This is a genomic window from Lacisediminihabitans sp. H27-G8 (assembly GCF_046156175.1).
Classification (GTDB): Bacteria; Actinomycetota; Actinomycetes; order Actinomycetales; family Microbacteriaceae; genus Lacisediminihabitans.
The window spans coordinates 573,240-595,958 of sequence record NZ_JAYLVL010000001.1 but is presented as its reverse complement, the minus strand read 5'-3'; the positions used below and the strand labels follow the sequence as shown (position 1 = coordinate 595,958).

Sequence of the window (22,719 nt, the reverse complement as noted above, 5' to 3'; positions counted from 1 at the left end):
GGTCGTTGGAAGCCGTGGGTGGCTCTCGCCGTCATCCTGCTGATCACGGCTATCACGCTCAGCCCCCAGGTCGGTATCTCGTTCAGCCTCGACGCGATCGTGCGCAACTGGCAGAACGGGGCCTCCAAGATCGTCGCGCTGCTTCAGCCCGACTGGTCCTTCTTCCCGCGCACGCTCCCGCCTCTGTTCGAGACTCTGGAGATGGCGGTGATCGCCACCTTCGTGGCATCCCTCGTCTCATTTCCGCTCAGCCTCTGGGCGGCGCGCCTCACCAATCCGAATCGCTGGACCCGCGGCCTCGTGCGCACCCTGCTCAACGTCGTGCGGTCGATCCCCGACCTGCTCTACGCCTCAGTGCTCGTGGCGATGGTCGGGGTCGGGGCACTGCCCGGCATCATCGCCCTGCTGCTCTTCAACATCGGCATCATCGTGAAGATGGTCTCGGAGAACATCGAGGCGAATGACGCCGGCCCGCTCGAGGCCGGGCGCGCGGCGGGCGGCACCCAGTTTCAGATCAACCGCGCGATCGCCACGGCGGATGCCCTGCCCGCCTTCGTGAACCAGACCCTCTATGTGCTCGAACTCAACGTGCGGGCCTCCACCGTGCTGGGGCTCGTCGGCGCGGGCGGGCTCGGGCTGCTGATCGACGCGGTGCGCACGTTCTACCGCTACGACCAGCTGTCCCTCATCATCCTGGAGATCCTCATCGTCGTGATCGTGATCGACACCACGAGCGACGCGATCCGGAGGCGACTGGTATGAGCGCCTTCACCCTGCCACCCCGGCCATCGCGTCGGGGCCGACTGGCGATCGGAATCGTCGTCACCCTGGTGGTCGTCGCCGCCTTCTGGTCGATCAACATCAACTGGGGCAGGCTCGGCAGTCTCCCCGCCGAGATCCTGCGCTACCTCTGGCTGATGTTCTCGGCACCGGACTGGACGAAGCTTCCGGAGGCCCTGCTGCAGACCTGGCGGTCGGTGGAGATGGCCTGGGTCGGCACCGTGCTCGGCCTGGTCGTCGCCTTGCCCCTCAGCTTCCTCTCCGCCCGCGGATTCTCACCGACCCCCGTGCGCTGGGGGCTTCGGGTGCTTTTCGGAATGATCAGAGCGGTGCCGGAGATCATCATCGCGATCGTGATCCTCTCCGTGACCGGTCTCACGCCGCTCACCGGTGCGCTGGCCCTGACCGTGAACAGCATCGGCACCCTCGGCAAGTGGGGCTACGAATCGATCGAGGGAGTGGATCCCGGTCCCATCGAGGCGGTTCGAGCGGCGGGCGGTTCGGGTATCGACGTCATCCGCTGGGGCGTCTGGCCGAGTGTGACCCCCGAATTCATCTCCTTCTGGCTCTACCGTTTCGAGATCAATGTGCGGGCATCCGCGGTTCTCGGACTCATCGGGGTCGGCGGCATCGGTGACATGCTCACCAGCTACACGCAGTACCGCCTCTGGCCGGTGGTCGGGGTGCTGCTCATCGTGGTGGTGGTCGTTACGATGAGCATCGACGCCGTGTCCGGCGCCATCCGCCGCAGGATCACCGAGGGAGCCACCGTTCGTGAGCTGGACCGGTAACGACGACGCCGCGGTGACCACGCGCATCGCGACGGTGCTCAACTCGTTGCACCCCAGCGAACGCCGGGTTGTCGACCACATCATCGGCGACCTCGGCGGCGTGGTGGAGATGACCGCGCAGGATCTCGCCGATCGCACGGGAGTCGCCCGCTCCACCGTGATCCGCACCTGCCAGGCACTCGGCTATCGCGGCTTCCCGCAACTGCGGGTCGCCCTCACCCGGGAGCTCGCGCAGTCGGGCCAGCCGGAGGACTTCGGAGAGTCGGCCCTCGGCAGGATCCGGGCGGAGATTGCTGCTCTCGCTGCATCCCTTCCCCAGATCGCGAGCGTGCTGAGCGAAGCGGATGTCGAGGCCTCTGTTGTCACGCTGCTGTCGGCGACACGACTGCTCGCCCTCGCCAACGGGCTCTCGTCGCCGCTCGCCTCCGACCTGTCGATGCGGCTCACCGCGATCGGGCGTCCAACGGAATTCGTCGCCGACCCCATCGGCCAGCAGATCGCCGCCCGCCAGCTCTCCCCGGCGGATGCCGCGATCATCCTCAGCGGCAGTGGCGCCAACGAATCGAGCCTCAAGGCCGCCCGCGCGGTGAAGCTCACCGGCGCGAAGCTCGTCGTCATCACCTCCTTCGCCACCTCGCCGCTCGGGTCGCTGGCGGATGTCGCACTCGTGGTCGCCCCGGCCAGCGGGTCGTTCCGCCATGAGCTCGAGCACACCTCGCGCGTGCCGCACGTCATCCTGCTCGAATCCCTCGTGGAGGTGATCGCGGCCAGGCTCGGCGATCGTGCCCGCGCCGCGCGCTCGACGGTGCTCACCATCCTCAGCGACAACCTGAGCGACTGACCGACCGAGCGACTGGCGGTGTCCGCCCACAACCCCGCAAGCGCAGGACCTTCGCCACGAAACGGCGCCTCGCCTCACCATTCGGCTGTTTTCGTGGCGGATGTCCTGCGCGTTCTGGGAGGGGCGGAGTGGGTGATCGCCGCAACGTGATGCGAGCGGTGAGCACGAGTCCGAGGTCGCCCGGCCGACCGCGGTCGAGCATGAAACGCGACTCCTCATCTCGCGGCTGTCCCGCCGCGGCTCACCGTGGTGCCGCCGCGCGCTCTGCCCACGGCGAACACGGCAGTTTCGTCCCCGAGCCTCCGATAGATTCGTCACCAGCGACAAACTGAAATGGAGCGCAACAATGGCCCAACCGGCATTGGTCTCGAGCATCTTCGACCAACTCCTCAAGGACCGCATCATCTGGCTTGGCTCAGAGGTGCGTGACGACAACGCCAACGAGATCTGCGCGAAGATCCTGCTGCTGGCGGCAGAAGACCCGAAGCGTGACATCTTCCTCTACATCAACTCGCCCGGTGGATCGATCACCGCAGGCATGGCGATCTACGACACGATGAAGTTCGTGCCCAACGACATCGTCACTGTCGGAATCGGCATGGCGGCCTCGATGGGGCAGTTCCTGCTCTCCTCTGGCACCAAGGGCAAGCGGTACATCACCCCGAACGCGCGAGTGCTGTTGCACCAGCCGTCCGGTGGGTTCGGTGGCACTTCGGCCGACATCCAGACGCAGGCCAACCTCATCCTCGACATGAAGAAGCGGATGGCGGAGCTCACCGCGGAGCAGACGGGCAAGACCCCGGAGCAGATCATCATCGACGGCGACCGGGACAACTGGTTCACCGCCCAGCAGGCCCTGGAGTACGGCTTCGTCGACCACCTGCGGGAGTTCGCCTCCGAGGTCATCGGCGGCGGCGGCACCGACGAGTCCGTTACCAAGAAGTAGAGACAGGCACAGAGACATGGAATTCAACAACAACATGCCGACCGGGCTCGCTGGCCCGACGGCCGAGGCCCGCTACATCCTCCCGACCTTCGAGGAGCGCACGGCCTACGGGTACAAGCGCCAGGACCCCTACGCGAAGCTGTTCGAGGACCGCATCATCTTCCTCGGCGTGCAGATCGACGACGCCTCGGCGGATGACGTGATGGCCCAGCTCCTCGTTCTCGAGAGCCAGGACCCCGACCGCGACATCGTGATGTACATCAACTCACCCGGTGGCTCGTTCACCGCGATGACGGCCATCTACGACACGATGCAGTACGTGCGACCGCAGATCCAGACCGTGGTGCTCGGCCAGGCGGCGTCTGCCGCCGCGGTCATCCTCGCGGCCGGAACCCCGGGCAAGCGTCTCGCGCTGCCGAACGCCCGCATCCTGATCCACCAGCCGTCCACGGGCGACTCCGGTCGTGGCCAGGCTTCGGACATCGAGATCCAGGCCCGCGAGATCCTTCGCATGCGTTCCTGGCTCGAGGAGACGCTGTCACGTCACTCGAACCGCACGATGGAGCAGGTCAACAAGGACATCGACCGCGACAACATCCTGAGCGGCGAAGAGGCGCTGGCCTACGGCCTCGTCGACCAGGTGCTGACCTCGCGCAAGAACATCCCGGCGATCACCAAGTAGGCATCGCCCCGCACGACACGAAGGGCCCGGAGAAATCCGGGCCCTTCGTTGTATGCCGCATGTGAAGCTAGGCGCTGGGCTTCTTCTTTCGACCCGTGGCCACGAGGGTGACGATCACCGCTGCGGCCACCGCGAGGAACGCGCCACCGATCCACAGCACGGTACTCAACGTGCCGGTGTCGACCGTGGCTGCTCCGGTGGTGCCGGATCCCGCAGCGGGCTTGGTGTTCACCGAGGCGGTGCCGTTGCAGTCCGGCACCGTCGTCGAGCCGGTGGAGGGCGTGAAGCCGGCGGGCGGCTGCCACGTGAACTCATAGCTGTCCGACACGGTGTGGCCATCGGTAGAGACGGCCTGCCAGGTCACGGTGTAGGTGCCGGCTGCACCGAGGGATGCTGCTGTAGACATCTCCGGCCCCTCGACGTTCACGCACCCGTCGCCGTAGTACTTTCCGGCGCTGTCGGTCACCTGCAGGCCGAAGCCCGCGCCGTTGCCGTCGATGTTCAGCAGGATGTCGTTGGTCGTGATCATGAAATCCTTCGGCAGCGCGGTGAGCGTCTCGCCTGCCTTCGGAGTGGATGACACCAGGTAGTTGTGTGCCTGGGCCGGGGCGACCGCGCCGACGACGGGCACCGCCGCTCCCAGCATCGCCGCGAGCGCGACGAGCATCACCAGGGGGAGCCGGGAGCGACGTGCCATGGCTTAGACCGTACCCTTGCGTCGCAGGGTGACGACGGAGAGCACCACGCCCACCGCCCCGACGACGAGGCCACCGATGCCGAGGACGCGCGCGAGAGTGTCGCCCGACGACGATGACGACGACGATGCCGCGGCCGTGGTGTCCGAATCGTGCGCTGCCGGGGGAGCGGAGACGGCATCCGCATCGTGCTCTTCGACGGGCTTGTCATTCACGTAGAGCACGGGGGAGGGGTGGTCGGCGCTCTCACCGGTGCCGGTCCACTCGACGACCGAGCCGTCGCTGTAGGTCTGCAGCGCGTTGAGCACGATCTTGCCGGTGTCGGGCACGGCCCCGACCGACAGCGTGAACTGACGGATCTCGTTCTCCTTGATCTCCGAACCGGGCTGCGCGGTCCAGATGACCCTGGTGACCGCCTTGGTGATCGTCGTCTTGTCCACCTTCACCGGCTTCGGAAGAGTCTCGGTCACCAGCTCGGTGTCCCAGCCGGGCACGGCCACGTAACTCACACTCGGGAAGGGTGTCGCGGCCGGGATATCGACCTCGACCTTCGTCGTCGTCGCGGTCGCGGATTCCGTCGGCACGCGGAACGAGATCTCCGAATAGGTTCCCGCGGCGGCCGTGTTGGGTGTCACTTCCACGTGTGCGCTGGCGGCCAGCGGCGCGGCGAGGGCGAGAAGCGCTCCGGCGCCGACGGCGACGGTCGCGGTGATCAGGGTTCTCTTGTTCATGTCATTCCTTGGGTTTGTGACACCCGCATCCGCCGGAGCATCGCTCACGGGAAGTTCGGAACGGGCGTCGAAAATGGTGGCCGCGCGGACTGTGCCCGGCCGAAATTCAGAGAGTGGCTGTGACTGCCGGTGGTCCACGGTGCCGGTGGATCGAGAAGACGAGCGCGCGGGGAGTCGCCACGACATCCCGTGCCGCCCCGCGTGATCGAATGCCGGTCGGCGTCTCCACCGGCAGCACGGCATCCACAATTCGTGAGATGCAGAGTCGGGCGAGCCGCGCCAGCGCCCAGAAGGCCCGCTCGCCGGAACTCAGGGCCGCGATGGTGACGATCGCGCCGATCGCGTGACCGATCCACATCGCCACGTCGGCATCCGCACTCATCGAGGGGCTCGCGGATGTCGCGGAGCCGAGTTGCAGCACCATCGTGTCGCCGTGCTGCATGCCCGCTCCGGCCGGGGCCGCCCCACCGAGCGGAGCGTCCGCCAGCAGGCTGAAGAGCCCGTGGAAGAGCAGTTGGCTCAGGCCGACGGCGATCGAGAGGCGCAGCAACGACAGGGTCTTCCCGGCGAGCAGCACGCAGACGGCGCCGGAGAAGGCGAGGCACAGCGCGAGGCCGGCGGTGGCCGGCAGCGTTCCTCCGGCGAGGGCGTGGGAGCACGCGGCGACACAGAGCGACACGATCGCAGCGATCCACCCTCGGGCGAATCGCGCCCATCTGGTGGTCATTCCTGCTCCCGGTCCGTCTGCCGTTCGGCTCCCGACAAGTCTAGATCGGGGGCGACACCCCCACGAACGAGGCGGCTCGCCGACGCCGAATTGCGTCATGGTGCGAACAGTGTCGTCTACTCGCGTTAGGCTCTGTATCTGACCCACGGTCGTGTCAGACAACCCGCTGATTGCAGGGCTGCGGTCCCAGACAGCGGGGCACAGCACAGGCCGAGACCAGGAGGAGGCCGAGCATGGCTCGAATAGGTGAGAGTGCCGATCTGCTCAAGTGTTCCTTCTGTGGCAAGAGCCAGAAGCAGGTTCAACAACTGATCGCCGGTCCTGGCGTGTACATCTGCGACGAGTGCGTCGAGCTGTGCAACGAGATCATCGAGGAGCGCCTGGCCGAAGCCGGCGAAGAGTCTTCCAGCGAGTTCGAGCTTCCGAAGCCCCGCGAGATCTTCAACTTCCTCGAGGAATACGTGATCGGGCAAGAGGCCGCGAAGAAGGCGCTCTCGGTCGCCGTCTACAACCACTACAAGCGCATCCGCTCCCGCAACACGATCACCTCGGCGGATGCGGTGATCGACGATGTGGAGATCGCCAAGTCGAACATCCTGCTCATCGGCCCGACCGGTTGCGGCAAGACGTACCTGGCCCAGACCCTCGCGAAGCGCCTCAATGTGCCCTTCGCCGTGGCGGATGCGACGGCGCTGACCGAGGCCGGCTACGTCGGCGAAGACGTGGAGAACATCCTCCTCAAGCTGATCCAGGCCGCGGACTACGACGTGAAGCGCGCAGAGACCGGCATCATCTACATCGACGAGATCGACAAGATCGCCCGCAAGGCCGAGAACCCGTCCATTACGCGGGATGTCTCGGGCGAGGGCGTGCAGCAGGCCCTGCTCAAGATCCTCGAGGGCACGGTCGCCTCCGTTCCGCCACAGGGTGGCCGCAAGCATCCGCACCAGGAGTTCATCCAGGTCGACACCACCAACGTGCTCTTCATCGTTGCCGGCGCATTCGCCGGGCTCGAGGAGATCATCTCCCAGCGCGCGGGCAAGAAGGGCATCGGCTTCGGCGCTCCGCTGCACAGCAAGGGCGACGATGTGAACCTGTTCGGCGAGGTGCTGCCGGAAGACCTGCACAAGTTCGGACTCATCCCCGAATTCATCGGCCGCCTCCCCGTCGTCGCGACAGTGACGCCGCTCGACCAGGTCGCGCTGATGGAGATCCTCACCAAGCCGAAGAACGCCCTGGTGCGCCAGTACCAGCGCATGTTCGACCTCGATGGCGTGATCCTCGATTTCGAACAGGATGCGCTCGAGGCCATCGCCGACCTCGCCGTGCTGCGCCAGACCGGTGCGCGCGGACTGCGCTCGATCATGGAAGAGGTGCTCGGGCCGATCATGTTCGACGTGCCGTCGAACGACGACATCGCCCGCGTGATCGTGACGAAGGCGGCGGTGCTCGAGAACGCGCTGCCGACGATCGTGAACCACAAGGCACCACGCCAGGAGAAGTCGGCCTGATCCGATCGCGGTCGCTCGCCGGGTCTCGCACACCCGCCACCGACCCGCCACCCCGCGGGCCACAGGTGCAGGATTGGCCGGGGACGGCCGCTCCCGCGCGCCCCTAGGCTGGGGGCATCATCCCCGACGAGAGAGCCCGATAGCCCATAGTCCAGCCGATCATCGCGGGGATCGTCGCCGCCATCACCGGGTTCTCGAGCTCGTTCGCCATCGTGCTCGCCGGGCTCGCCGCCGTCGGTGCCACGCAATCGCAGTCGTCATCCGGCCTGCTGGTGATCTGTGTCGTGCAGGGGCTGCTCTCGATCGTGCTGAGCGCCGTCTACCGCGTTCCGGTGAAGTTCGCCTGGAGCACTCCGGGGGCCGCTCTGCTCGTCGCGACGGCGGGCGTGACCGGGCGGTTCGCCGAAGCGGTCGCGGCCTTCATCGTCGCGGCAGCCCTCATCGTGCTGGTCGGACTCTGGCCGGCCTTGGAGAGGCTCATCGGGCGGATCCCGCGACCGGTGTCCAGTGCCATGCTCGCCGGCATCCTGTTGCCGCTCTGCCTCGCCCCGGTGAAGGCTGCCGTCGCGATCCCGCTGCTCGCGATCCCGGTGATCCTGGTCTGGCTCCTGCTATACCGGCTGGCCCCGCGCTGGGCGGTGCCCGCGGCCATAGTGCTGGCCGGGATACTGCTCGCGGTCACCGCGGGGGACGGATGGCTCGCCGGCGCGCACCTCGCGCCGCAACTCGTCTTCGTGGCGCCGGTCTTCGATCCACTCGTCGTCGTGAGTCTCGCGATTCCCCTGTTCATCGTCACGATGGCCGGACAGAACATTCCGGGCGCCGCCATCCTCAACAACTTCGGCTACCGCGCGCCGGTGCGCTCGGCGCTCGTCTCATCGGGGGTGATGTCCGGCGTCGGGGCGCTCTTCGGCGGGATCACCGTGAACTTCGCGGCTCTCACCCAGGCACTGACGGCCGGTCCGGAAGCATCCCCGGACAGAACGAAACGCTGGATCGCTCCCGTCGCGGCCGGGGTCACCTACATCGCGCTCGGGCTGCTCGCCGGGGTGGCGACGGCATTCGTGTCCGCGTCGCCGCCCCTGCTGATCGAGGCGGTCGCGGGGCTCGCGCTGCTCAGTGCGCTGATCGGCGCGGTCGTGGCTGCGGTTGAGGATGCGGCACACCGACTCGCAGCGATCCTCACCTTCCTGGTGACGGCATCCGGGATCGTCGTCGGGGGAGTCGGATCGGCCTTTTGGGGCCTGCTGGTGGGCGCCTTCGTCATGCTCTGGCTGGGCTGGAGCAGACGAGCGGCCCCACCGCGTCCGTGAGCGACACCCGCGCCCGCACATTCGGGCGCGAGTATCACGCGGTGGCGCGGTAGCGCTGTCGACTCAGGCGCTGTCGACTCAGGCGCCGAGCAGGCCCCGGCGCTTCAGCAGCGGCTCGATCACGGCATCGCGACCGCGGAAGTCGCGGTAGGCCTCGAGCGGATCCTTCGATCCACCGACACCGAGCAGCCGGTCACGGAAGCGGTCGCCATTCGCCCGCGTGAGACCGCCGTTCTCCGTGAACCAGTCGACGGTGTCGGCATCCAGCACCTCGCTCCAGATGTAGGAGTAGTAACCCGCGTCGTAGCCGCCGGAGAAGGTGTGGGCGAAGTACGCGCTCGAATACCGGGTGGGTACGGCCGGGTTGTCGAGCCCGGCAGCGGCCAGGGCCTCGGCCTCGAACTCGGCGACATCGTCGACCGTGTCGTCGGCCGAGAGCCGGTGCCAGGCCTGGTCGAGCATCGCCGCGGCGAGATACTCGCTGGTCTTGAATCCCTCGTTGAAGGCGGACGACGCCTGGATCTTCTCCACGAACGCCGCCGGCATCGGCTCACCGGTCTGGTAGTGCACGGCGTAGTTCGCCAGGATCTCGGGCCAGAGCATCCACATCTCGTTGACCTGGCTCGGGAACTCCACGAAGTCGCGGAACACGTTGGTGCCGGCGAACTTGGGGTAGGTCACCCGCGCGAACAACCCGTGCAGGGCGTGCCCGAACTCGTGGAAGAAGGTGTTCACCTCGTCGTAGGTGAGCAGGGTTGGCTCGCCGGCGGCGGGTTTCGGCACGTTGAGGTTGTTCACCACGGTCACCGGCTGGTCGAGCAGAGCATTCTGGGAGATGAGCGGGTTCATCCACGCCCCGCCGCGCTTCGAGTCGCGGGTGTACAGATCGAGCACATACAGCCCGACGGGCGAACCGTCTTCGTTGTGCACCTCGAAGACGCGGGCGTCCGGATGGTACGCCTGGAGGTCTTCTCGCTCGGTGAAGGTGACGCCGTAGACCTGGTTCGCTGCGAAGAACACTCCGTCGTGCAGCACCCGCTCGGCTTCGAAGTACGGACGCATCTGCGCGGTATCCACGTCGTACTTGGCGATGCGCACCTTCTCGGTGTAGAACGCCCAGTCGGCGGCCGTGATCGGCGCACCATCCGTCACCTGAAGCTGCAGGTCATCCTGCTCGGCGCGCGCATTGCGGGCCGCGACGGGAGCGAGTCGTCCGAGCATCGCGGCGACGGCTTCGGGGGTCTTCGCGGTCTCGTCGGCGGTCACGTACGCGGCGTGGTTGCTGAAGCCGAGCAATCTCGCCCGCTGGGCACGCAGCCGGGTGATCTCGAGCACCAGTTCGCGGTTGTCGTTGACACCTCCGCGGCTGCCGCGCGCGCGGGAGGCATCCATGATCCGTGCCCGCACCGCCGGCGTGCTGAGGGCATCGAGGTAGGGATGACCGGTCGGCAACACCAGGGTGACGAGGTACTTACCCTCGAGCCCGCGGTCCTTTGCGGCCTCCGCTGCCGCGGAGATCTCGCCGGCCTCGAGGCCATCGAGGTCTGCGACATCGTCGATCACGACGGCCAGATCGTTGGTGTCGGCCAGGAGATTCTTCTCGAAGCGGGTCGTAAGGGTGGACAGCTTCTGATTGAACTCGCGCAGCTTCGCCTTCTCGGCCTCGTCGAGCCCGGCACCGGCAAGGGTGAACTCGGCGTAGTACCGCTCCACCAGATACCGGGACTCGGCGTCGAGATCGAGCTGGTCGAGTTGGTCGTGCAGGGTCTTGATACGCCAATACAGCTGGGCATCCAGCTTGATGGCGTCGGAGTGGGCCGCGAGCAGGGGAGCGATCTCTTCTTCGAGATCGTTGGTGAAGTCGGTGCTGTCGGCCGAACTCTTGTTGAAGAAGACCGTTGCTACGCGTTCGAGGGTCTGGCCGGACTTCTCGAGGGCGATCATCGTGTTCTCGAACGTCGGCATGTCGCGGCGACGGGTGATGTTCGAGATCTCGGCGAGCTGCTCCTCGAAGCCGCGTTCGAAGGCCGGGCGGTAGTGGTCATCCGTGATGTCCGCAAAGGGCGGAAGACCGTAGGGGAGGGTGCTGGGCGCGAAGAAGGGATTCTGTTCAACCATCCCTCCAGCCTAGGGTGACGGAGTGCAAAGGAACAATTGCAAAGAAACTGTTGCAAAGAAAGCTTTGCACTGGTAGCTTCTCCTCATGGACGAACAAGAGAATGAGCGGAGCATCCCCGAGCGGCGCGAGATCGACCTTGACTCGCTCAAGGGACTCGCTCACCCCTTGAGGGTGCGAATCGTCGACGTGCTGTCGACCCACGGCAGCCTCACCGCAAGTGGGCTGGCTGAGCGTTTGGGGGAGTCGAGCGGCGCGACCAGCTACCACCTTCGCCAGCTCGAGCGGCATGGTTTCGTGCGTGAGGTCACGGGCAAGGGCACCGGTCGGGAGCGGTGGTGGGAGCGGGTGCCCGGAGGCATCACGATCTCGGACCGTGCTATCACCGACACGCCCACCGGGCGCGCGGCCTCGAGCCTGGTGCTCACGCAGTGGGAGCAGAACCGGTCGCAATTGGTGCTCGACTTCGCCCACCGTGGCTGGGACATCCTTCCGCACGAATGGACCGATCCGGCCGTCTTCAGCTCCTCGAACCTGCGGCTCACCGCGGAACAGCTCGCGGAGGTGAGCGGCGCGATCGAGCAATTTCTCGAGGACATCGTCGAGAAATTCCGCGGAAAGGATGCGCCGGGCGCACGCCCCGTGCTCATCCACTTCGATGCCTTCCCGATCGTCGACGGTGTGGCAACACCAGCGGAAGACTGACCGGATTTCGGCCCCGAAAATGTCGGTGGCCGACCCTAGATTTGCTCTGACGAGGAGGTGAAAAACAATGACATCAGTAGTCGCACTCCAGCTTTCCAGCGCTCTTCCCGCCCCCCTTCGCGGCTCTCGTCGCGCGCAGCCCCGAGGCTTCGACCGGATCGTGATCCGGGTCAGCCTGGCGATGCTCCTGTGGGCGCGCAAACGCGCGGACCGCTCGATCGTGCCGTACGACGAGGCCGTGCTGCGAAACCGCAACGCCCTCGATCGCGATGCGCGCGAGAAGGCGTCCCCCCTCGGCCCGATACGACTCGTCTAGGAGCGACGCCCCCGCGAGGCAACTGCTCGCTGGAGAATAGGGCGCGTTGTGGCAAGCGAGCCCCCGGGGAACTGGGCTCTTCGCGGGAACCAAGCCCCCTTGTGGGAGGCTTTCGCCGGCCGAGGCTCAGTCGGTCGACGCGACGATGACGACCTCGCCACCGGAATAACGGATGACCGTGCCATCATCGAGCTCGACTACCGGGTTTCCCTCCAGCCAGGTGAGCGTCCAGCGCAGCAGGCTCGTGTCGATCCCTTCGAGATCGACCTCGATCGCCTTCACCGCGTCGACGACGAGCTGCGGGAGGCGGGCCGGTGCCTCGGCACCGACCGCCCAACGGGTTCCCATCTGCATGATCAGTTCTCCAATGGTGTCGGGGTGAGCACGACGTCACTCACCGTGATCTCGGCGGACTCGACGAAGTCGATGATGGCGATGCGTCCCACGTCCCGAAGATCGTCGAGAGCGAGTTGTAGCTGGGTCGGCCCGCCGATGGTCGCGGACGTGACATCCGCCTTCTGCGATGCCTTCGCATCAGTTTTCGCGCGTCGGATGCCGATGAGCGCCTCGCCGACGAGGGCCAAGAGCCCGGTGGGTGTGGCTTCGGTCGGCGCAGTGGGCCACTCGGAGACATGCACCGAGCCGTCGTGGGTCCACGACCACACCTCTTCGGTGGCGAAGGGGATGAACGGTGCGAACAGTCGCAGCATCACCTCGAGTGCCGAGCGAAGCGCAGTGACGGCGGAGGCCTGTCCTTCCGGCGAGTCGGTCGAGTAGACCCGTTCCTTCACGAGCTCGAGGTAGTCGTCACAGAAGGTCCAGAAGAACTTCTCGGTCACTTCGAGGGCCTTGGCATGGTCGAAAGCGTCGAAGGCCGCGGTCGCCGTCTCCACGACCGTCGAGAGCTCGGCGAGCATGTCGATGTCGAGGGGGTTCGTGACCGAGTCGGCGAGGCCCTCCGCCGGTGCCGGGAAGCCATAGACGAACTTGGCGGCATTCAGCACCTTGATCGCCAGGCGTCGACCGATCTTGATCTGCTTGGGGTTCTGCGGATCGAATGCCGCGTCCGTGCCCAGCCGGCTCGAAGCGGCCCAGTAGCGCACCGCATCCGAGCCGTGCTCGTCGAGCATGCCTGCGGGCGTAACGACGTTGCCCTTCGACTTCGACATCTTCTTACGGTCGGGGTCCACGATGAACCCGGAGATCCCGGCGTTCTTCCACGGCACGCTGTGGTTCTCGAGCTCCGCGCGCAGCATGGTGGAGAACAACCAGGTGCGGATGATGTCCTGGCCCTGGCTGCGCAGCGAGTAGGGGAACACGAGGTCGAAGAGCTCCGGATCCCGCTCCCAGCCGCCCGCGATCTGCGGGGTGAGGGAGGAGGTGGCCCAGGTGTCCATGATGTCGACCTCGCCGATGAAACCGCCGGGCACGCCGCGCTGGCTCTCGTCGAATCCGGGGGCGGGGTCGGATGCCGGGTCGACCGGCAGCGCGTCTTCGCCGGGCACGATCACGGCACCCTTCTCGCCCTCGGCATCCAGCTCGTACCAGACCGGGATCGGCACGCCGAAGAACCGCTGGCGGGAGATGAGCCAGTCGCCGGTGAGGCCGTTGACCCAGTTGTCGTAACGCACCCGCATGAAGTCGGGCACGAAGTTGACCTCCTCGCCGCGCTCCAGCATGGTGTCGCGCAGCGTCTCGTCTCGAGCACCGTTGCGGATGTACCACTGCCGGGTCGACACGATCTCGAGGGGCTTGTCGCCCTTCTCGAAGAACTTGACCTGGTGCATGATCGGCTTCGGGTCGCCGATCATCTCCCCGCTGGCCTTCAGGAGCTCCACGGTCTTCGCCTTGGCGCTGAAGACCGTCTTGCCGGAGAGCTCTGCGTAGGCAGCGAGTGCGCTCTCGCCCGTGATCGCCTCTGGCGCATCCGCCGCAATGCGTCCGTCGCGGCCGATGATCGTGCGGTTCGGCAGGTCGAGTTCACGCCACCAGACCACGTCGGTCACGTCGCCGAAGGTGCAGACCATGGCGATGCCTGAACCCTTGTCCTTCTGGGCGAGGTGATGCGCACGCACAGGAACCTCGACGCCGAACAGCGGGGTCTTCACGGTGCCGCCGAAGAGGTGCTGGTAGCGCTCGTCGTCCGGATGCGCGACGAGCGCGACGCACGCCGCGAGCAGTTCCGGTCGGGTGGTCTCGATGAACACGTCGGCGTCCGGGGCGTGGAACGCGAGGCGATGATATGCCGCCGGCTGCTCCTTGTCTTCGAGCTCGGCCTGGGCCACAGCGGTGCGGAACGTCACGTCCCACAGGGTCGGGGCATCCGCCTGGTAGGCCTCACCGCGAGCGAGGTTGCGGAGGAACGCGCGCTGGGCGGCGGTCTGTGCTTCGTCCCCGATCGTGCGGTAGCTCTGTGTCCAGTCCACGCTGAGCCCCAGCTTGCGCCAGACATCCTCGAACTGCGTCTCGTCCTCTGCGGTGAGCTTCTCGCACAGTTCGATGAAGTTGCGGCGGGAGATCGGCAACTGGTCGGCGGCCTTGGATGACGCGTTCTCTCCGCCCTCGAGCGGCGGGGTGAACCCGGGGTCGTACGGTAACGTCGGGTCGCAGCGCACACCGTAATAGTTCTGCACGCGGCGCTCGGTGGGCAGGCCGTTGTCGTCCCAGCCCATCGGGTAGAAGATATTCTTAGCCCGCATGCGCTGGTAGCGCGCGATGAGGTCCATGTGCGTGTAGCTGAAGACGTGCCCGATATGCAGGCTCCCGGATGCCGTTGGCGGCGGGGTATCGATGGAGAAGACGTTGTCTTTGGTCGCGTTTTCGCGGTCGAACCGGTGCGTGCCGGCGGTCTCCCAGGCCGCATCCCATTTGGCTTCGAGTCCTTCGAGGGCGGGCTTTTCAGGGATCTGACTTCGCGAGATTTCGGACGCCATGGCGTTCTCCGGTTCTGTATAGACGGCACCGAGTCGATGAAGAGGTGCCTGAATGTGTGGGTAGGTCGATTCTACAGGCGGGCTCTCGCAGGGTCTGGCGTCGCGACTCGAGCTGTTCGCTGCTTGAAGAACCAACTCCTGCTCACTCGGCGAGCAGGACTTCTGACGAGCCTTCGAGCACAAGCGCAAGGCTGGTACCGGGGCACGGGATCACGAATTCCCCGCCCGGCAGCGACGTCGGAGGCAGTGACGCGGGAGGCACCCTGGCGTAGGTGGGGGCGCCCCAACTGTGCAGTTGTTCACTCAGACCCGCGATCCGCAGGATCGACCCCGGCGGGCGGTGCGGGTCGCTCGAGGCGACCACCCGTCCGGAGGAATTGACGACGCTTGCAGGGCGTCCGATTCTATAGAGGGGTGGCAGCAGAAGCGACTCGATGTTCTTCACGTAGCTGTCCACACCCACCATGCCGATCAGGACCCCGGAGGAGTAGACCGGCATTGTGACAGTGAGGGTGTAGTCGTCTGTGCAGAGGTAGTCGACGTACGGGCCCGTGATGTGCGGGGAGCCCGTGCGCTCGGGAACGCGCCACCACTCGAGGTTCGTGTAGTCGCGGAATTGGTCGGATGTCGGGTCCGTGACAGTCGCCAAACGTCGAGTCGGCGCGGTGGCACCAGCTTCGAGCCCGAGGGTGTTCTGCTCGCCCAACCACCAGGCGAGGTGCCAATACGCGTCAGGCAGATAGCCGGGGGTCGCCACGAAGCCGGCTCCGATAATGGCGGCGCCTGGCTCGGAGAGCGCGGGCACGACGAGGGATTCGACTAGCGCATCGAGTGTATTGCGGGTCGGCGAGTGTGCCTCGACCGCCGCGAGCAGCTCGTTTCGCCAGGTGGTGACCCGACCGAGGATCGCAGTGAACACCTCGGAGACAGCTGCGATGCAGGCGTCGATGGGGGCATCTCGTGCGGAACGCGTGAGTTCAGTCATGGGACGCTACCGACCTCTTTCCCACTCGGACTTCGCATCGATCAGCCAGTCGACCGTCGCGGCGATGTGTTCTGTGATTAATCGCCGTGCGGCCGAGCCATCGACATCCCCGATGGCCTGCACGATCTGTAGGTGGGCACTTCGGCTCGAGGATCGGCAGGCATCATCCTGCATGCCCAACCACAGGATCGGCCCGATCTCGGCCTGAAACCGCATCTCCTCCCGAACCAGCCGCGCAGAGAGGCTGAGCGCGGCAAGTTCGAGATGGAAGTTCATTTCCCCGCGCCGTGTCGAGCCCTCTTCGGCAAAGTCGGTGATGCCCACGATGCGCCTCAGGTTCTCCACATCGTCGATGGACGCGTGCTCCGCAGCCCGCTCGACGGCACCCGCTCCGATGACGCCGTAATAGGAACCGATGTCGCGTATGTCGACCCTGGATATCTCTCGAAGGCGCGCTTTTTCGTTTCGCTCGCCCTCGTTCGGATGCCTGATGACGAAGCTTCCGCCGCCCCGGCCGCGCAGCGTCTTGATCAGGCCCTTATCACGAAGGGCTTCGAGAGCTTCTCGGGCGGTGACCGTGGCGACGCCGAGACTCAGCGCGAGGTCGGCCTCGCGCGGAAGCCGCTCGCCGTGCTCGAGAACGCCAAGCACGATGGCGTCCGTCAGTCTCTTCTCGACCAGTCCGGCACGGCCAGCCCCTTCGAGGGGAGCGAACACGGCACCTCTCGTGAGGGTCGACGGGCGAATCAACCGTGGCATTGCGATACCGCTCTCGCGAAGACTTGTTATCCGACTGTGATACCAACAAGGATAGCCGCCGATTGCGCAAGACCTCTGTTTCCATATGATTTAGCTAGCGATCAATCAGAGGAGACCATTCGTGCAGCCAGAATCGATCGCGGCGCCCGCAATCAGACTCACCGGGCTGACCAAATCCTTCGGTTCGGTCACTGCTGTTGACAGCGTGGATCTCGATATCGCCGAGGGTGAGTTCTTTTCCATGCTTGGTCCTTCCGGCTCGGGCAAAACCACGGTGCTCCGACTGATCGCCGGATTCGAGCAGCCGACCGCCGGCACGGTGCAGCTTCGAGGTCGCGATGTCACGGGCACGGCACCCTTTGATCGCGACGTCAACACTGTCTTTCAGGACTACGCCCTGTTTCCCCACATGACCGTGCTCGAAAACGTGGCGTATGGGCTGCGTGTTCGCGGGGTCAAGAAAGCAGAACGACTCGCCCGCGCTCAGGAATCGCTGGATGCCGTGCGCCTATCGAGCTATGGAGCCCGCAAGCCCAGCGAGCTTTCGGGTGGTCAACGGCAGCGGGTCGCGCTTGCCAGAGCGATAGTGGTCAAACCGAAGGTTCTGCTTCTTGACGAGCCGCTCGGTGCGCTGGATCTGAAACTGCGTGAGCAGATGCAGGTCGAGTTGAAGGAACTGCAGCGTTCGCTCGGCATCACCTTCATCTTCGTCACCCACGATCAGGAAGAAGCGCTCACGCTGAGCGACCGAATCGCCGTGTTCAATGACGGCAAGGTCGTGCAACTCGGCACGCCGACCGAGATCTACGAACGACCGACCACCTCCTTTGTCGCATCATTCGTCGGAACCTCGAACATCTTCGACGAAGCCCTGTCGAAGAGCCTGCTCGGACGCAGCGGGATCAACTCGGTGCGGCCGGAACGGATCGCGCTGCGCGAGTCCGCTTCCGCTGCAGCGAGTTCGGCTGTGGGAACAATCGCCGAGCTGATTTACGTCGGTACGAGCACTCGCATCGTTGTCGACCTCGACGCAGGAAAACGAATCATCGTGTTGGAGCAGAACTCCACAAGAGAGGACACTGCAGCACAGCGGGACCGCAGGGGGGAACGGGTGCACGCGGAATGGGCGACCGCCGCCGTCGTGCCCCTTGATTTGACATAGCACCCACAGCACACCAAACGATCGGAGATAGACGTTATGAAAAACCACATGGCACACCGGCGATCGGGGGTTGCGATCGCTGTCACGATTGCGGCCGTGACAGTCTTCGCTCTCTCCGCCTGCGGCACGAGTGCGGGAAGTACCTCATCGAGCGACCTCAAACCGGCGACAAAACTCGGCTCAAGCGAGAAGACCGTGTCGATTCTGGCCTGGCCCGGTTACGTTGAAGACGGCAGCAACGACCCCGCAGTCAACTGGGTCAAGTCGTTCGAGGACGAGACCGGATGCGCAGTCACCAGCAAGGTCTACGGCACCTCCGACGAGGCCTTCAGTCTCATGAAGAGCGGCAACTACGACGTGGTCGCGGCCTCCGGTGACCTGACCCTGCGACTGATCGCCTCGCGTCAGGTCGCCCCGGTCAACACCGATCTGATCCCGAGCTATAAGAACATCTACAGCTTCCTGAAGCTCAAAGCCTGGAACAGCGTCGACGGCCAGTCGTACGGAATCCCCCACGGTTACGGCGCAAACCTGCTTGCCTACAACACGAAAACCTTCCCCACAGCGCCAACCTCGTGGGACGTCGTGTTCGACAAGTCTTCGCCCTACAAGGGCAAAGTCACGGCCTACGACTCTCCCATCTACATTGCGGATGCCGCGATGTACCTGATGGCGCATGACAAGGGTCTCGGCATCAAGAACCCCTATGCGCTCGACTCAAAGCAGCTCGCGGCATCCGTCTCCCTGCTCAAGGAGCAGCGCGCTAACGTCGGCGAGTACTGGTCGGACTACCTCAAGTCGACGCAGTCCTTCGAGACGGGTGACTCGGTCGTCGGCACCACCTGGCAGGTGATCAAGAACTCGATGGCGGCAGATACGGCGGTCGATGTTACGGTGCCGAGCGAAGGCGTGACCGGATGGTCGGACACCTGGATGATCGGCGCGAAGGCCAAGAGCCCGAACTGTGCGTACAAGTGGCTCGACTACATCGCCAGCCCGAAGGTCAACGCACAGGCTACGGAATACTTCGGCGAAGCGCCGTCAAGCTCGCAGGCGTGCGATTTCACGGCTGACAAGAACACCTGTGCGACCTACCACGCCGGTGACGAGGCCTACGCGTCGAAGATCTGGTACTGGACCACCCCCATCCCGAAGTGCCTCGACGGTCGCACCGACGTGAAATGCACGGACTACTCGCAGTGGACCACCGCCTGGCAGGAAATCAAGGGCTAGACGATCTCGGGGTCGGCCGCCGGCGGCCGCGACGGCCGACCCTCACCCTGCAATGAGCCGACGCTACGAATCGAATGGAGAGACATGACCACGCAGACCGAAACGCGCGCGCAGGATGGCGCCGCCCACCGTGCTTCGGTCTTTCTGTATTCGCACGCTCGGGTTCGTCTCGCGCTGCTGCTTTCCGCACCTTTGTTCTGGCTCGCCCTGGTCTACATCGCGGCTCTGGTCGCGCTTCTCATCACCGCGTTCTGGACGGTCGATGGTTTCACCGGTGAGGTGCGCACCGACTGGACCTTTGAAAACGTCATCACTGTGCTCACCGGGTCGCTGTACCAGTCCGTCACCCTGCGCACGCTGGGCATGGCCGTGTTGGTGACCATCGCAGACATCGTCATCGCGCTGCCCATCGCCTTCTTCATGGCAAAAGTGGCGTCGGCCAAGTGGCAACGCATCCTCGTGATCGCGATTCTCATGCCACTCTGGGCGAGCTACCTGGTGAAGGCGTATGCCTGGCGGTCTGTGTTGTCCAACGACGGCATCTTCCAGTGGATCGTGCAGCCGTTCGGAGGCACGACTCCCGGTTACGGCATCACGGGAGCCGTCATCACCCTCGCCTACCTGTGGCTGCCGTACGTGATACTTCCGATCTATGCGGGGCTCGAACGCGTTCCCAATTCGCTGCTCGAGGCATCCGCGGATCTCGGTGCCGGCACCTGGCGCACGCTTCGTTCGATCGTGCTGCCGCTTCTCTGGCCCGCAATCGTAGCCGGTTCGATTTTCAGCTTCTCGCTGACCCTTGGCGACTACATCACCATCAACATCGTGGGCGGAGCGAACCAGATGCTCGGCAACCTCGTCTACACCAACGTCGGCGCTGCGAACAACCTCCCCCTCGCCTCGGCGATCGCGCTGATCCCCATCGCGATCATCTTCGTCTACCTCGCGGCGGTGCGGCGCACCGGTGCACTGAACAGCCTGTGAGAGGCGCGCCGTGAAATTGAGCAAGACCAGCCGCACCGTTCTCGGCACGATCACGGGGATCATTCTTGCGACGATCTACCTGCCTCTGATAGTGGTATTGATCAACTCCTTCAGTACGAGCAAGAGTCTCACCTGGCCACCTCCTGGCCTCACCTTCGCATGGTGGGGCAAGGCCTTCCAAAGCGCTGGAGCGCTCGACGCGATCCTCACCAGCGTTCAGGTGGCAGTGGTCGCCACGATCGTCTCGCTCGTGCTCGGCACGCTCATCTCGCTGGCGCTTCAGCGTTACAAATTCTTTGGCAGGGATGCCGTGAGCCTCTTGGTCATCCTGCCGATTGCGCTTCCGGGAATCATCACGGGAATCGCGCTCAACAACGCCTTCCGCACCATCCTGGGCATTCAGCTGTCGATCTACACCGTGATCATCGCCCACGTCACCTTCTGCATCGTCACGGTCTTCAATAACGTGATCGCACGCCTGCGCCGGATGGGAACGAGTCTCGAAGAAGCGTCGGCCGACCTCGGTGGCGGACTCTGGACTACCTTTCGGCTGGTCACCTTTCCGCAATTGCGCTCCGCGATGCTCGCCGGCGGACTACTTGCCTTCGCCCTGAGCTTCGACGAGATCATCGTCACCACCTTCACCGCTGGCACGGGGGTCAACACCCTGCCGATCTGGATTCTCAACAACCTGTTCCGCCCGAACCAGGCGCCGATCGTGAACGTCATCGCCGTGGTGCTCGTGCTCGTCTCGATCATCCCCATCTACGTCGCACAGCGCATCGCCGGCTCGGATGTGGTGCAAAAGTGAGTCAGCCCCGCCACACGACCCGCACTTCCCACGGACGCAACTCGCCCGCGACATCCTCGCCCTGCGGGTAGTTGCCGATCACCGGTTCCCCGTCCGCAGACAGCGGAAGTTCGAGCCCCTCCGACGAGAAGTTGCCCACGACCAGCAACGTCTCCGCGCCCAGCGACCGGGTGAACGCGTACAGCGTCGGATGTTCCGGCTCGAGCATCTCGAAGTCGCCGAGCGCCACGACCGGCGACTCGTGCCGAAGCGCGATGAGTCGTCGGTAGAACTCGAAGATGGACCGGAGGCCGGCGGCCCGATCCGCCGCGACGTTGATCGTGGTGTGGTTCGGAGTGATCGCGAGCCAGGGCGTGCCGGTCGTGAAGCCCGCCCCGGGCGAGGCATCCCACTGCACCGGGGTGCGCGCGTTGTCACGGCTGCGGAAGGCGAGCGAGGCGAGCACGTCGGCGGGGGAGGCCCCGGCCGCCACCTCTTCGTTGTAGTAGTTCAGCGACTCGATGTCCTGGTACTGCTCGATGGTGGTGAAGCCGGCGTTCGTCATGCCGATCTCGTCACCCTGGTAGACGTAGGGCGTTCCGCGGTGCAGGTGAAGGATGGCGGCGAGCAGTGTGGCCGACTCGAACCGGAACTGCCCATCATCGCCGAACCGGGAGACGGAGCGCGGCTGGTCGTGGTTGCCGAAGTAGAGGCTGTTCCAGCCTGATTCGGCGAGACCGGACTGCCAGCGCCCGAGGGACCGCTTGAGATCCACGAGCTTGAGCGGCACGTTGTCGAACTTGGTGCGCGGGCCGTGGTCGAGGCCCACATGCTCGAATTGGAACACCATGTCGAGCTCGAGCCGGTCGGAACTGGTGAACCGGATGGCGTCATCCACCGTCGCACCGGGTGTCTCACCGACCGTGATGAGGTCGGCATCCCGCCCGGCGAACACCTCGCGGTTCATCTCCTGCAGGTAGTCGTGCACCTGATCGCCCATCACGAAGCCGGGGCTGTCGCCCACGAGGTCGGACTGAACCTTGGCGATGAGGTTGATCACGTCCATGCGGAAGCCGTCGACGCCTCGGTCGAGCCACCAGTTCATCATCTCGTAGACGGCGGACCTCACCTCGCGGTTCTCCCAGTTGAGATCGGGCTGCTTCACCGCGAAGAGGTGCAGGTAGTACTGGCCGGTCGCGGCATCGAGTTTCCACGCCGGTCCGCCGAACATGCTGCGCCAGAGGTTGGGCTCGCGGCCGTCCACACCGTCGCGCCAGACGTACCAGTCGCGCTTCGGGTTGGTCAGTGAGCCGCGGGACTCCTCGAACCAGGCGTGCTCGTCGCTTGTGTGGTTGACCACGAGGTCCATCACGATCTTGATGCCGCGGGCGTGCGCCTCGGCCAGCAGGAGGTCGAACTCGGCGAGCGACCCGAAGAGCGGGTCGATGTCCCGGTAGTCGCTGATGTCGTAGCCGTTGTCGGCCTGGGGAGAGCGGTAGATGGGGGAGAGCCACACGACATCCACCCCGAGCTCCTGCAGGTAGTCGAGCTTGCCGCGGATGCCGCCGAGGTCACCGATACCGTCTCCGGTAGAGTCCGCGAAGCTGCGCGGGTAGATCTGGTAGACGACGGCGGAGGTCCACCAGGCGGGCGCGATATCGATGCTCATCCGATCAAGTCTTTCACGCCTGATCTCTGCGCCCGTGCGGGCGAGATTCC

22 protein-coding genes are annotated in these 22,719 nt (G+C 65.2%); 13 read left to right on the top strand and 9 right to left on the bottom strand.

Features of this window, described 5'->3' with window-relative positions; translation table 11 throughout:
- Positions 1 to 18: 18 nt before the first annotated feature.
- From phnE (VLI63_RS02800) to VLI63_RS02780, 5 genes are all read left to right on the top strand, one after another.
- Entirely contained in the window at positions 19 to 762 is a 744-nt protein-coding gene (gene phnE / locus VLI63_RS02800; protein WP_409155402.1) for a phosphonate ABC transporter, permease protein PhnE, read from the top strand.
- Positions 759 to 1,571: a phosphonate ABC transporter, permease protein PhnE gene (gene phnE, locus VLI63_RS02795; protein ID WP_409155401.1), complete on the top strand. Its 813-nt coding sequence runs from the start codon at positions 759 to 761 to the stop codon at positions 1,569 to 1,571. Before phnE (VLI63_RS02800) ends, phnE (VLI63_RS02795) begins: the two co-directional genes overlap by 4 nt.
- Entirely contained in the window at positions 1,555 to 2,412 is an 858-nt protein-coding gene (locus VLI63_RS02790) for a MurR/RpiR family transcriptional regulator (protein ID WP_409155400.1), read from the top strand. The genes phnE (VLI63_RS02795) and VLI63_RS02790 overlap by 17 nt, the downstream gene beginning before the upstream one ends.
- Positions 2,413 to 2,758: 346 nt before the next feature.
- Positions 2,759 to 3,358 (top strand): ATP-dependent Clp protease proteolytic subunit, encoded by a 600-nt coding sequence (locus VLI63_RS02785; protein ID WP_354574997.1) that lies wholly within the window; start codon positions 2,759 to 2,761, stop codon positions 3,356 to 3,358.
- 16 nt (positions 3,359 to 3,374) lie between these two features.
- Positions 3,375 to 4,040, top strand: coding sequence for an ATP-dependent Clp protease proteolytic subunit (locus tag VLI63_RS02780; protein ID WP_354574998.1), 666 nt, complete (start codon positions 3,375 to 3,377; stop codon positions 4,038 to 4,040).
- A 67-nt stretch (positions 4,041 to 4,107) separates the two neighbouring features.
- Here VLI63_RS02780 and VLI63_RS02775 read toward each other — a convergent pair whose 3' ends face one another.
- The 3 genes from VLI63_RS02775 to VLI63_RS02765 form a co-directional block, all read right to left on the bottom strand.
- A complete protein-coding gene (locus tag VLI63_RS02775) occupies positions 4,108 to 4,737 on the bottom strand; it encodes a copper resistance protein CopC (protein WP_409155399.1) in 630 nt (209 codons plus the stop codon).
- A 3-nt stretch (positions 4,738 to 4,740) separates the two neighbouring features.
- Entirely contained in the window at positions 4,741 to 5,466 is a 726-nt protein-coding gene (locus VLI63_RS02770) for a YcnI family protein (protein WP_409155398.1), read from the bottom strand.
- Between the two features lie 106 nt (positions 5,467 to 5,572).
- Entirely contained in the window at positions 5,573 to 6,193 is a 621-nt protein-coding gene (locus tag VLI63_RS02765; RefSeq protein ID WP_409155397.1) for a hypothetical protein, read from the bottom strand.
- 233 nt (positions 6,194 to 6,426) lie between these two features.
- Here VLI63_RS02765 and clpX point away from each other — a divergent pair, with 233 nt between their 5' ends.
- Both clpX and VLI63_RS02755 read left to right on the top strand, forming a co-directional pair.
- Positions 6,427 to 7,704 carry an ATP-dependent Clp protease ATP-binding subunit ClpX gene (clpX, locus tag VLI63_RS02760; RefSeq protein ID WP_354575002.1) on the top strand — a complete coding sequence of 426 codons (1,278 nt, stop codon included), beginning with the start codon at positions 6,427 to 6,429 and terminating at the stop codon, positions 7,702 to 7,704.
- Positions 7,705 to 7,916: 212 nt separating this feature from the next.
- A complete protein-coding gene (locus VLI63_RS02755) occupies positions 7,917 to 9,017 on the top strand; it encodes a benzoate/H(+) symporter BenE family transporter (protein ID WP_409155396.1) in 1,101 nt (366 codons plus the stop codon).
- 78 nt (positions 9,018 to 9,095) lie between these two features.
- Here VLI63_RS02755 and VLI63_RS02750 read toward each other — a convergent pair whose 3' ends face one another.
- Positions 9,096 to 11,135 carry a M3 family metallopeptidase gene (locus VLI63_RS02750; RefSeq protein WP_409155395.1) on the bottom strand — a complete coding sequence of 680 codons (2,040 nt, stop codon included), beginning with the start codon at positions 11,133 to 11,135 and terminating at the stop codon, positions 9,096 to 9,098.
- A gap of 85 nt (positions 11,136 to 11,220) precedes the next feature.
- On the opposite strand from VLI63_RS02750, the gene VLI63_RS02745 reads away from it, so the two are divergent.
- A complete protein-coding gene (locus VLI63_RS02745) occupies positions 11,221 to 11,838 on the top strand; it encodes an ArsR/SmtB family transcription factor (RefSeq protein ID WP_409155394.1) in 618 nt (205 codons plus the stop codon).
- A 67-nt stretch (positions 11,839 to 11,905) separates the two neighbouring features.
- Complete coding sequence (locus VLI63_RS02740) at positions 11,906 to 12,154, top strand: hypothetical protein (RefSeq protein WP_409155393.1); 249 nt, start codon at positions 11,906 to 11,908, stop codon at positions 12,152 to 12,154.
- 126 nt (positions 12,155 to 12,280) lie between these two features.
- Here the strand turns inward: VLI63_RS02740 and VLI63_RS02735 are convergent, their stop codons facing one another.
- The 4 genes from VLI63_RS02735 to VLI63_RS02720 form a co-directional block, all read right to left on the bottom strand.
- On the bottom strand, positions 12,281 to 12,508 hold the full coding sequence (locus tag VLI63_RS02735; RefSeq protein WP_409155392.1) for a hypothetical protein: 228 nt from the start codon (positions 12,506 to 12,508) through the stop codon (positions 12,281 to 12,283).
- Positions 12,509 to 12,510: 2 nt separating this feature from the next.
- On the bottom strand, positions 12,511 to 15,087 hold the full coding sequence (gene valS, locus VLI63_RS02730; RefSeq protein ID WP_409155391.1) for a valine--tRNA ligase: 2,577 nt from the start codon (positions 15,085 to 15,087) through the stop codon (positions 12,511 to 12,513).
- Between the two features lie 142 nt (positions 15,088 to 15,229).
- A complete protein-coding gene (locus VLI63_RS02725; RefSeq protein ID WP_409155390.1) occupies positions 15,230 to 16,072 on the bottom strand; it encodes a cache domain-containing protein in 843 nt (280 codons plus the stop codon).
- Positions 16,073 to 16,078: 6 nt separating this feature from the next.
- A complete protein-coding gene (locus tag VLI63_RS02720; RefSeq protein ID WP_409155389.1) occupies positions 16,079 to 16,789 on the bottom strand; it encodes a FadR/GntR family transcriptional regulator in 711 nt (236 codons plus the stop codon).
- Positions 16,790 to 16,952: 163 nt separating this feature from the next.
- Between VLI63_RS02720 and VLI63_RS02715 the strand changes: the two genes are divergently transcribed.
- The 4 genes from VLI63_RS02715 (at position 16,953) to VLI63_RS02700 (ending at position 21,021) form a co-directional block, all read left to right on the top strand.
- Positions 16,953 to 17,993, top strand: coding sequence for an ABC transporter ATP-binding protein (locus VLI63_RS02715; protein WP_409155388.1), 1,041 nt, complete (start codon positions 16,953 to 16,955; stop codon positions 17,991 to 17,993).
- A 96-nt stretch (positions 17,994 to 18,089) separates the two neighbouring features.
- Positions 18,090 to 19,226 carry an ABC transporter substrate-binding protein gene (locus VLI63_RS02710; protein WP_409155387.1) on the top strand — a complete coding sequence of 379 codons (1,137 nt, stop codon included), beginning with the start codon at positions 18,090 to 18,092 and terminating at the stop codon, positions 19,224 to 19,226.
- An 84-nt stretch (positions 19,227 to 19,310) separates the two neighbouring features.
- Positions 19,311 to 20,210 (top strand): ABC transporter permease, encoded by a 900-nt coding sequence (locus tag VLI63_RS02705; protein WP_409155386.1) that lies wholly within the window; start codon positions 19,311 to 19,313, stop codon positions 20,208 to 20,210.
- Between the two features lie 10 nt (positions 20,211 to 20,220).
- Positions 20,221 to 21,021 carry an ABC transporter permease gene (locus VLI63_RS02700; protein ID WP_409155385.1) on the top strand — a complete coding sequence of 267 codons (801 nt, stop codon included), beginning with the start codon at positions 20,221 to 20,223 and terminating at the stop codon, positions 21,019 to 21,021.
- Position 21,022: 1 nt separating this feature from the next.
- On the opposite strand, the gene VLI63_RS02695 is transcribed toward VLI63_RS02700, so the two are convergent.
- Positions 21,023 to 22,669, bottom strand: coding sequence for a glycoside hydrolase family 13 protein (locus VLI63_RS02695; protein WP_409155384.1), 1,647 nt, complete (start codon positions 22,667 to 22,669; stop codon positions 21,023 to 21,025).
- Positions 22,670 to 22,719 lie beyond the last annotated feature (50 nt).

What these genes read in the sequence shown, in the direction of transcription:
- VLI63_RS02740 (WP_409155393.1), top strand. Translation starts at nt 11,906, where the DNA reads ATGACATCAGTAGTCGCACTCCAGCTTTCCAGCGCTCTTCCCGCCCCC.
- VLI63_RS02745 (WP_409155394.1), top strand. Translation starts at nt 11,221, where the DNA reads ATGGACGAACAAGAGAATGAGCGGAGCATCCCCGAGCGGCGCGAGATC.
- phnE (WP_409155401.1), top strand. Translation starts at nt 759, where the DNA reads ATGAGCGCCTTCACCCTGCCACCCCGGCCATCGCGTCGGGGCCGACTG.
- VLI63_RS02695 (WP_409155384.1), bottom strand. Translation starts at nt 22,669, where the DNA reads ATGAGCATCGATATCGCGCCCGCCTGGTGGACCTCCGCCGTCGTCTAC.
- VLI63_RS02725 (WP_409155390.1), bottom strand. Translation starts at nt 16,072, where the DNA reads ATGACTGAACTCACGCGTTCCGCACGAGATGCCCCCATCGACGCCTGC.
- VLI63_RS02785 (WP_354574997.1), top strand. Translation starts at nt 2,759, where the DNA reads ATGGCCCAACCGGCATTGGTCTCGAGCATCTTCGACCAACTCCTCAAG.
- valS (WP_409155391.1), bottom strand. Translation starts at nt 15,087, where the DNA reads ATGGCGTCCGAAATCTCGCGAAGTCAGATCCCTGAAAAGCCCGCCCTC.
- VLI63_RS02735 (WP_409155392.1), bottom strand. Translation starts at nt 12,508, where the DNA reads ATGCAGATGGGAACCCGTTGGGCGGTCGGTGCCGAGGCACCGGCCCGC.
- VLI63_RS02775 (WP_409155399.1), bottom strand. Translation starts at nt 4,737, where the DNA reads ATGGCACGTCGCTCCCGGCTCCCCCTGGTGATGCTCGTCGCGCTCGCG.
- VLI63_RS02770 (WP_409155398.1), bottom strand. Translation starts at nt 5,466, where the DNA reads ATGAACAAGAGAACCCTGATCACCGCGACCGTCGCCGTCGGCGCCGGA.
- VLI63_RS02705 (WP_409155386.1), top strand. Translation starts at nt 19,311, where the DNA reads ATGACCACGCAGACCGAAACGCGCGCGCAGGATGGCGCCGCCCACCGT.
- VLI63_RS02750 (WP_409155395.1), bottom strand. Translation starts at nt 11,135, where the DNA reads ATGGTTGAACAGAATCCCTTCTTCGCGCCCAGCACCCTCCCCTACGGT.
- VLI63_RS02780 (WP_354574998.1), top strand. Translation starts at nt 3,375, where the DNA reads ATGGAATTCAACAACAACATGCCGACCGGGCTCGCTGGCCCGACGGCC.
- VLI63_RS02765 (WP_409155397.1), bottom strand. Translation starts at nt 6,193, where the DNA reads ATGACCACCAGATGGGCGCGATTCGCCCGAGGGTGGATCGCTGCGATC.
- clpX (WP_354575002.1), top strand. Translation starts at nt 6,427, where the DNA reads ATGGCTCGAATAGGTGAGAGTGCCGATCTGCTCAAGTGTTCCTTCTGT.